This is a genomic window from Desertibaculum subflavum, assembly GCA_003576705.1.
GTDB classification, from domain to species: Bacteria; Pseudomonadota; Alphaproteobacteria; order Ferrovibrionales; family Ferrovibrionaceae; genus Desertibaculum; species Desertibaculum subflavum.
Genome location: QOZS01000105.1, coordinates 1 through 6958 on the forward strand (window position 1 = coordinate 1; position 6958 = coordinate 6958).

8 protein-coding genes are annotated in these 6958 nt (G+C 71.8%); 7 read left to right on the forward strand and 1 reads right to left on the reverse strand.

The genetic code is table 11. From position 1 onward, the window contains the following. The 5 genes from DT074_RS27200 to cobJ all read left to right on the forward strand — a co-directional run. Positions 1 to 1263, forward strand: a 1263-nt coding sequence (locus DT074_RS27200) for a cobaltochelatase subunit CobN (RefSeq protein WP_368744947.1), incomplete at its 5' end; no start/stop codon positions are given. After that, positions 1251 to 2516: a precorrin-3B synthase gene (gene cobG, locus DT074_RS27205; protein WP_119422981.1), complete on the forward strand. Its 1266-nt coding sequence runs from the start codon at positions 1251 to 1253 to the stop codon at positions 2514 to 2516. The genes DT074_RS27200 and cobG, both read left to right, overlap by 13 nt. Beyond that, a complete protein-coding gene (locus DT074_RS27210) occupies positions 2513 to 3142 on the forward strand; it encodes a precorrin-8X methylmutase (protein WP_119422982.1) in 630 nt (209 codons plus the stop codon). Before cobG ends, DT074_RS27210 begins: the two co-directional genes overlap by 4 nt. Continuing rightward, positions 3139 to 3870 (forward strand): precorrin-2 C(20)-methyltransferase, encoded by a 732-nt coding sequence (locus tag DT074_RS27215; protein WP_119422983.1) that lies wholly within the window; start codon positions 3139 to 3141, stop codon positions 3868 to 3870. Before DT074_RS27210 ends, DT074_RS27215 begins: the two co-directional genes overlap by 4 nt. Beyond that, positions 3867 to 4631: a precorrin-3B C(17)-methyltransferase gene (gene cobJ, locus DT074_RS27220; RefSeq protein ID WP_119422984.1), complete on the forward strand. Its 765-nt coding sequence runs from the start codon at positions 3867 to 3869 to the stop codon at positions 4629 to 4631. Before DT074_RS27215 ends, cobJ begins: the two co-directional genes overlap by 4 nt. On the opposite strand, the gene DT074_RS27225 is transcribed toward cobJ, so the two are convergent. Next, positions 4607 to 5371: a cobalt-precorrin-6A reductase gene (locus DT074_RS27225; protein WP_119422985.1), complete on the reverse strand. Its 765-nt coding sequence runs from the start codon at positions 5369 to 5371 to the stop codon at positions 4607 to 4609. The genes cobJ and DT074_RS27225 overlap by 25 nt on opposite strands. 17 nt (positions 5372 to 5388) lie before the next feature. Here DT074_RS27225 and cbiE point away from each other — a divergent pair, with 17 nt between their 5' ends. Beyond that, entirely contained in the window at positions 5389 to 6621 is a 1233-nt protein-coding gene (gene cbiE, locus DT074_RS27230) for a precorrin-6y C5,15-methyltransferase (decarboxylating) subunit CbiE (protein WP_119422986.1), read from the forward strand. Beyond that, on the forward strand, positions 6618 to 6958 hold a 341-nt coding region (locus DT074_RS27235; protein WP_162915275.1), incomplete at its 3' end, for a cobalamin biosynthesis protein. The genes cbiE and DT074_RS27235, both read left to right, overlap by 4 nt.

The window sequence follows — 6958 nt, forward strand, 5'->3', positions numbered from 1 at the left end:
GACCTGGACCGCTCGCCAGCGGCGGAGCGCCGGGCGCTGCTCGACGCGCTCGACGGACGCTTCGTGCCGCCCGGCCCGGCCGGCGCGCCGAGCCGCGGCCGCGCGGACGTGCTGCCGACCGGGCGGAATCTCTATTCGGTCGACCCGCGCGCCGTGCCGACGCGTTCGGCGCTGGTCCTGGCCCGGCGCGCGGCCGAGGAGCTATTGCGCCGCCATGTGCAGGAGCACGGCAGCTGGCCGGAATCCGTCGTCATCGACCTCTGGGGCAGCACGGCGATGCGCACCGGCGGCGAGGACCTGGCGCTGGCCCTCGTGCTGCTCGGCGTGGCGCCGGTCTGGGATACCGGATCCAACCGCGTGACGGGGGTCGAGGCCGTGCCCGCCGTGGAATTGGGTCGGCCCCGCGTCGACGTGACCTTGCGCATCTCCGGCCTGTTCCGCGACGCCTTCCCGCAGCTGATCGCGCTGTTCGACCAGGCGGTGCGCATGGTCGCGCGCCTGCCGGAAGCGGTCGAGAGCAACCCCCTCGCTGCCGCAGGGCAGCTGGAGGGTGAGGCGTTCCGCCAGGCGACGACTCGGATCTACGGCGCGCCGGCAGGCACCTATGGATCGCCCATCACCGCGCTGATCGATCGCGGTGCATGGCAGGAACGCGACGAGCTCGGCCTTGCACACTTGCAGGCCTCGTCGGGCGCCTTCGGTCTTGGCCTGGAGGGCACGCCCGATGCAGTTGGCCTGTCGGCCCGGCTCGCCGGTGCCGATATGATGGTCAGCATGCAGGATCACGCCGAGATCGACTTGCTGGAGGGCACCGAAGCGGCGGCGCATCGCGGCGGGCTTGCGGCGGCGGCCGAGGGCCTCGGCGCCAATCCGGCCCTGTACCATCTGGATACATCCATGCCCGACGCGCCGCGGGCCCGCACCGTGGCGGAGGAAGTAGCGCGCGTGGTGCGCGGGCGGATCGCCAACCCGGCCTGGCTCGCCGGGATGATGCGGCACGGCTATCGCGGCGGCGCCGAAATCGCCCGCGCCGTCGATGGCCTGTTCGCCTGCGCGGCAACCCTGCCGGTGCGGTTCGACCGCCAGTTCGATCTGGTCTACGAGGCAACTCTGGCCGATCCGGCCGTCGACGCGTTCCTGCGCGCCAGCAATCCGGACGCGCGGACCGGCATGCAGCGCCGCTTTGCCGAGGCCTTGCACCGGGGACTTTGGCGGCCCCGCCGCAACGCGGTCGCCGCCGAGCTGCCGACATGGGCGGCCTGACCGCGCCGGCGCCGCGCGGCGCCTGCCCCGATCTGCTGAGCCCGATGGCCAGCGGCGATGGTTTTCTGCTCCGCGTGAAGCCGCCCGTGGGCGGGCTCTCGGCAACGCAGATCGCCGCCATTGCCGCCGGCGCGCGCAAAGGCGGCAACGGCATTGTCGAGATCACCGGCCGGGGCAATCTGCAGCTGCGCGGCTTCTCGGAAGCGACGGCCGCCGCCTTTGCCGAGGCGATGCTGAAACTAGATCTGGCGGTGCCGGAAGCACCAGCAGAACGCGTCCGCAACATCCTCGTGGCGCCGCTGGCCGGCGACGATCCCGCGGCTGCGCCGGAAGCCGAGGCGATTGCGCGCGCTATCGAGGCCGGGTTGCGCGGGCGTCGCACGCTCTGGTCATTGCCAGCCAAGTTCGGCTTTGCCATCGATGCCGGCGGCAGATTGCCGCTCGGCGATGCCATGGTCGACATTCGGCTGATGCCGGCCGTTGACGGTTGGCTTGTCGGCGGGAGTGGCCTGTCGCGTGCGGTACACGTCGCCGCGCGCGACGCCGCGGCGACCGCGCTGCGTCTGGCCGAAGCCTGCGTCCGGTTGTGGGAGATGCGCGCCGATGACGCGAACCGCCTGCGCCATCTTGCTGCGCGCGACGAAGCCGGTTTCTGGCGAGCAGCAGGTATCGGTCCGACCGTGCCCGCCGTCACTCCGGGAGCAACGACCGCATGCCGGTTCGGCCCGACATCCTACGACAACGGCGTCGGCACATATGCCCTGGCGGCGCCGTTCGGCGCGACGAGTGCCGACGCGCTGGAAGCCATGGCGGCAATGATGCTCGACTTCGGCATACCTTCTCTGACGATCGGCCCCTGGCGCAGCCTGCATCTGCGCGGCATGCCGGAGCATGCCCTGTCCGCGGTCGCGATGGCGGCAAAGCCTCTCGGTCTGATCGGCGATCCGGAAGATCCCCGCCTGCGGGTGGCCGCATGCGCCGGTGCGCCCGCCTGCACGGCGGGAAGCGTGCCGGCACGCCGCGATGCCGGCGCGATCGCCGCCTCGCTCGCGCCGGGCGGAACCCGCATCCACATCGCCGGCTGCGCCAAGGGCTGCGCCAGCGCCAGGCCGGCCGACCTGACCCTGGTCGGGCATGAGGGACGCTATGCGCTCGTCCGCGCTGGCCGGGCTGGCGATCCGCCCGCGGAGACGGGCCTCGATCTCGACGCAGCGATCCGGCGAGTCGCGGCGCTGACGGGGCCGCGCGCATGAGCGCCCACGACTATCAGCGCGACGGTGCGGAAATCTATCGCCAATCCTTCGCCACCATTCGACGCGAGGCCGATCTCGCGAGCTTTTCGGTAGCGGAGGCGCGCGTGGCGGTGCGCATGATCCATGCCTGCGGCATGGTGGACCTGGCCGCCGACATCGTCTTTGCGCCCGGTTTTGCCGATGCGGCGCGCGGCGCTTTGCTGGCGGGCCGCCCCGTGCTCTGCGATGCGCAGATGGTGGCACATGGCATCACCCGCACGCGCCTGCCGGCGGCGAACGAGGTCATCTGCACGCTCGGCCACCCGGACGTGCCCGCGCTTGCAGGTCGCATCGCGAACACGCGCTCTGCCGCGGCGCTCGACCTGTGGGGCGAGCGGCTGGCCGGCGCCGTGGTGGCGATCGGCAATGCGCCGACCGCACTTTTCCGCCTGCTCGAACTGCTCGATGCCGGCGCACCGCTGCCGGCCGCCGTCATCGGCGTGCCGGTGGGCTTCGTCGGTGCGGCGGAATCGAAAGACGCGCTGGCCGCCGATGGCCGTGTCCCCTTCCTGATCGTGCGGGGCCGGCGGGGCGGCAGCGCCATGGCCGCAGCGGCGGTGAACGCCTTGGCGAGCGAGGCCCTATGACAAGAGCCGGCGCGCTCTATGGAATCGGCATTGGCCCCGGCGATCCGGAGCTGATCACCCTGAAGGCCGCGCGCCTGATTGGGGCTGCGCCGGTCGTTGCCTACTTCGCGCGCCGCGACGCCAAGGGCAATGCCCGTGCGATAGCTGAGGCGCATCTGCGAGCCGATGCGGAGGAACTGCGCCTCGAATACCCCTATACGACGGAGATCCCGCGCGAGAGCGAAGCCTACATCCGCGCCATGCAGACCTTCTACGACATGGCCGCGGAGCGGATCGCGGCGCAACTGTCCGCAGGCCGCGATGTGGCGGTGCTCTGCGAAGGCGACCCGTTCCTCTACGGCTCGTTCATGTACCTGTTCGATCGCCTGCGCGGCCGTTTCGCCGTGGATGTCGTGCCTGGCGTCACCGGCATGAGCGGCTGCTGGTCGCGCGCCGGCACGCCGATGACCCGCGACATCGACACCCTGACGGTCGTGCCGGCGACACTGGACTCGCAGCGCCTCGCCGACATGCTCGGCATGGCCGATGCCGCCGTCGTCATGAAGGTGGGCCGGCATCTCGGCAGGCTGCGCGAGGTGCTGCGCCGCCTCGGCCGCCTGGACGACGCGGTCTATGTCGAGCGCGGCACCATGGCTTGCGAGCGGGTGGTGCCGCTCGCCGAGCTGGACGCGGCGGAAGCGCCGTACTTCTCGCTGGTCCTGCTGCCGGCGGTACGGCGGGCGCCATGAGCGGTTGGCTGAAAGTTGTCGGCCTGGGCCCGGGCGGCGCGGCGCAGCTGACGCCGGAAGCCGCGGAAGCGCTGTCGGCCGCGACCGATCTGGTCGGCTATCACACCTATCTCGACCGGGTGAGCCGGCGCGACGGCCAGCGCCGGCATGGCAGCGACAATCGCGAGGAGATCGACCGCGCGCGTCACGCGCTCGCGCTCGCGGCCGATGGGGCGCGGGTTACCGTCGTGTCGTCCGGCGATCCCGGCGTGTTCGCCATGGCGTCCTCGGTCTTCGAGGCGGTCGAGGCGGGACCTGTGGCCTGGCGCGCACTCGATATCCAGGTGGTACCGGGCATCACCGCGATGCTGGCGGCCGCGGCGCGGCTCGGCGCTCCCTTGGGACACGATTTCTGCGCAATATCGCTGTCGGACAATCTGAAGCCCTGGCCGCTCGTCCTGCGCCGCCTCGAGGCGGCAGCGAAAGCCGGCTTCGTGACGGCGCTGTACAACCCCACGTCCAAGGCACGCCCCTGGCAGCTCGACGCCGCTTTCGACGCCTTGCGAGGATGGCTGCCGGCCACGATACCGGTGATGTTCGCAACCGCGGTCGGCCGCGCCGACGAGCGGATCGACACCGTCGACCTGGCCGGCGCGCGCGCCGCGCTCGCAGACATGCGCACCCTGGTCATCGTCGGCTCCGATGCCACGCGGCGCATCGCGCGGCCCGGCGCCGCCGACTGGATCTACAGCCGGCGCTATGTCGAGGAGGATCGGGCGTGACGGGCGGCAAGCCACTCGAATGCCGCTTCGACATTGCCCACGGTCGGCGCCGCAGGCTTCACGGGTCGCTCGACCATGACGATTTCGAGGTCGAGTTCGCGCGCGGCCGCAAGCTTGGCCTGCGTCGCGCTGCCGCCGGAATTCTTGCTGACGATGACGTCGATGCGATGGTGGCGCAGCAGCCCCCGCTCCTCCTCCAGCTCGAACGGACCACGGGCGAGCAGGGTCTCCGCCCCCGGCGGCAGAGAATCGGGCGCCGGCGGATCGACGGAACGCACCACGTAATAGTGCTGCGGCGCGACGACGAAGGGCGCCAGATCCTGCCGGCCGACGGTGAGCAGGACGCGGCGCGGCGCCGCCCCGAGCGCCGCTGCCGCTGCCGGCATGTCGGGCACGCAGATCCAGCGGTCGGCCGCCTGCGGCTGCCAGGCGGGCCGGCGGAGCGCGAGCAGCGCCACGCCCGCCATCTCCGCAGCGGCCGCGGCATTGTGGCTCATGACAGCGGCGAATGGATGAGTGGCATCGACGAGCGCGTCGATGCGTTCCGCATGCAGGTAGCGCGCAAGCGCTTCAGCGCCGCCGAAGCCGCCGACGCGCACCGGCAACGGCTGTGGCCGCGGCGTCCGCGTACGGCCGGCGAGGGAGAGCGTTGCCGCGAATCGGGCATCGCCCGCCAGAAGTGCCGCCAGCGCCGCGGATTCCGTGGTGCCGCCAAGAAGCAGTATTCTGAATGCCGCCATCAGCGCCAGGGTGGACGATGAGCGATGTCGAGGCCACAGCGACCTCGCGCTGGCTCAGCATCGTGGGCATCGGCGAGGACGGAGTCGAGGGCCTGAGCGCCTCGGCGCGCGGTTTGGTCGCGGGCGCCGAGCTGGTGGTCGGCGGGCAACGCCACCTGGACCTGGCGCGTCCGTTGCTGCGGGCCGCCACCGAGACATGGTCGTCGCCGATCGAAGCCACCATCGCGCTGATTCGCGAGCGGCGCGGCCGCCAAGTCTGCGTGCTGGCCTCGGGGGATCCGTTCTGCTTCGGCATCGGCGGCACTCTGGCCGAGTCCATTCCGAGCGCCGAGATGACTTGCATGCCGGCGCCCTCGGCATTTGCCTTGGCCTGCGCGAGGCTCGGATGGCCATCGGCTGAAATTGCGACGATCTCGTTCTGCGGCCGCCCGATCGAACCGCTGCGACCGTTGCTGCAGCCGGGCGCACGCATTCTCGCCCTGTCGGCCGACGCGACGACGCCGGCGCGGGTCGCCGGGTTCCTCACGGCCCTGGGCTTCGGCCCGTCGCGGGTGCATGTGCTGGAAGCGATGGGCGGGCCGCGCGAAAGAATGCGCGTCGCGACCGCGGACACGTTCGAGCTGGGCGACGTCCATCCGCTGAACCTGCTGGCGATCGAGGTGATCGCGACGGCCGAAGCTCGCATTCTGCCGCTCGGCACTGGCCTTGCGGACGACCTGTTCGAGCATGACGGACAGATCACCAAGCGCGAGATCCGCGCCATCACGCTTGCCCAACTCACGCCGCGCGCCGGCGACCTGCTCTGGGATATCGGCTGCGGTGCGGGCTCCGTCGCCGTCGAGTGGCTGCTGCGCAATCCCGCCGGCCGGGCGATCGGCGTGGACGTGGATGCCGAGCGCGTGGCGCGGGCGCTTCGCAACGCGGTGGCACTCGGCGTGCCGAAGCTGGTGGCCAGGGTCGGGCGGGCACCCGACACGTTTGCCGACCTGCCGCCCCCGGACGCCATCTTCATCGGCGGCGGCGCACACGAACCCGCGCTGATCGAACGGGCCTGGGACCGGCTTCGCTCCGGCGGCCGGATCGTTGCCAACGGCGTCACGCTGGAAACCGAGGCCCGGCTGATAGCAGCGCATGGATCGTATGGCGGCGAGCTGATTCGAATTGCGTTGGAGCGAGGCGACCATATCGGCCGCCGCCGCGCGTTCCGGCCGGCCATGACGGTGGTGCAATGGGCGGCGGTGAAGCCATGATCGTTGCCGGCATCGGTTGCCGGCGCGGTTGCGGCGGCGAAGCGATTGCGACGCTGGTGCGCAGGGCGCTCGCAATTGCCACCCTGCCCGCGGATGGGATCGTTCTGGCGGCACCGGCGTTCAAGCGAGACGAGCGCGGCATTGCCGCCGCGGCGGCCCTGCTTTCGGTGCCGCTGCATTGGGTGGAGGAGGCGGCGATGCGCGCCGTCGCCGACCAATGCCCGTCCCGCTCCGCCGCCGCCGCGCGCGCCGTGGGCCATGCCAGTGTGGCCGAGGCGGCAGCACTTGCCGCCGCCGGCCGCAACGCGCGGCTCAGGCTCGCCCGCCTGGCCGGCGC